This is a genomic window from Aeromonas sp. QDB68 (genome assembly GCF_027707405.1).
GTDB classification, from domain to species: Bacteria; Pseudomonadota; Gammaproteobacteria; order Enterobacterales; family Aeromonadaceae; genus Aeromonas; species Aeromonas caviae.
In genome coordinates, this window is record NZ_JAPCIQ010000211.1 from 1 (window position 1) to 1,346 (window position 1,346).

The 1,346-nt window shown below is 58.5% G+C and carries 3 protein-coding genes; all 3 read left to right on the forward strand.

Annotated elements, in window-relative coordinates:
• The coding region (locus tag PG892_RS22260; RefSeq protein ID WP_270825905.1) for a hypothetical protein at positions 1 to 276 on the forward strand (276 nt) is incomplete at its 5' end.
• A 78-nt stretch (positions 277 to 354) separates the two neighbouring features.
• Complete coding sequence (locus PG892_RS22265) at positions 355 to 897, forward strand: hypothetical protein (RefSeq protein WP_021137997.1); 543 nt, start codon at positions 355 to 357, stop codon at positions 895 to 897.
• A 1-nt stretch (position 898) separates the two neighbouring features.
• A complete protein-coding gene (locus PG892_RS22270) occupies positions 899 to 1,255 on the forward strand; it encodes a hypothetical protein (protein WP_021137998.1) in 357 nt (118 codons plus the stop codon).
• Positions 1,256 to 1,346: the final 91 nt, after the last annotated feature.

Here is a 1,346-nt window from a genome sequence, read left to right on the forward strand (position 1 = left end):
CAGTTGATGCTGCCGGGCTTTGCCTATGCCCACGATGTGGAGGGGCGACGTATTGGCGGGCCACTGGTTGCGCCCAACCCGGTGCTGCACAAAACCTCGCTCTTTGTCAGCCCACGAGATATGCGTGAACACCTGCCACGAGAGATTCACTTCGCCCGCTTTCGCTGCGCCTGTAATGCAGCGGGTCAACCGGTCGGCGAGTGGCAACGGGTGATTGTTGGAGCCTACGTCAACCACGGCAGTAACGACACGCCGGATTGGAGTAGTCATACCTGAGTCACGGCCACCAGTACAAACAAGACCTCATGCAGCCCCTCACACCGAGGGGCTGTTTGCATTTTAAGGACCCCACCCATGCACGACCTGAGTGATTACAAAACCCTGACCGCTCGGCAGATAACCACAGCCATCGGTCAGCTCAACCACAACACCGCGCCGAAGATAATGACCCACCTGGCATTACGGGCCCGACAGCCGCAACCGCTCGGTAATGGCCGCAGCAGAACCAAGGCTCTCAAGCTGCTGCGCCGGGTCAAGAAAGCTCACAAAGCAGGGCGTATCCCGTTCGAGCTCACTGTGACGGGTTGCCGCATCGACCGGGGTAGCCATCAGGCTGACCGCTACTACTACGACCGGACGCTACTGGCTCAAGGTTGGCAGCAATACGATACCGAGGAAGACGCCTGGTACTTCGGTATCTGGATTAATACCGAGAAGCTGGAGACCTTTACCTATGCCGAGGGAGATACCAGCCATGTGATTGCGCCAAACGTCGAGGCGTTTCGCGCTGAATTGGCGCGGCTATACCACTACCACCCACAAGCCCCGGCGTTTATCAGTATCGACCCCGAGGCCAACACTGTGACCCACCACGTTGAAAGCAAGCCGGAGGTATGAAATGGCCAAACACATCACCATCAAGGTGCCCGGCAAACATCCGCAAACCGGCGAGCTCACTACCTTCGAGCTCAAGGGGCAGCGCATGGATATCGACATCGGCGGACAAGCTGTGCCCTTTCTCATTCACGGGAGGGGCATCGGTACGTCGCTCACTCACATCCCAAGCGGCTACCGCATCGCATTGCTCGGCGGCTGGCTCACTGCGCGTTACGCAATCCCTGAGAATAAGCCCAGCAGAGCGACCTGCGCTCAAATGGCCATCGCCCGGCTGGTGGCTCAATACGGCTCGCGGCACCTGCTAGACCGGCTCAATTGCAAGCCGGTTATCAATGAGATGGCTGACTGCGCTCGTTGACGCCCTACTGTCTCCGCTCATCCACAAACAACATAAAGGGCCAGCCCTCACAGGCTGGCCCCTTGCATCATTGGAGTCACCGAACATGACC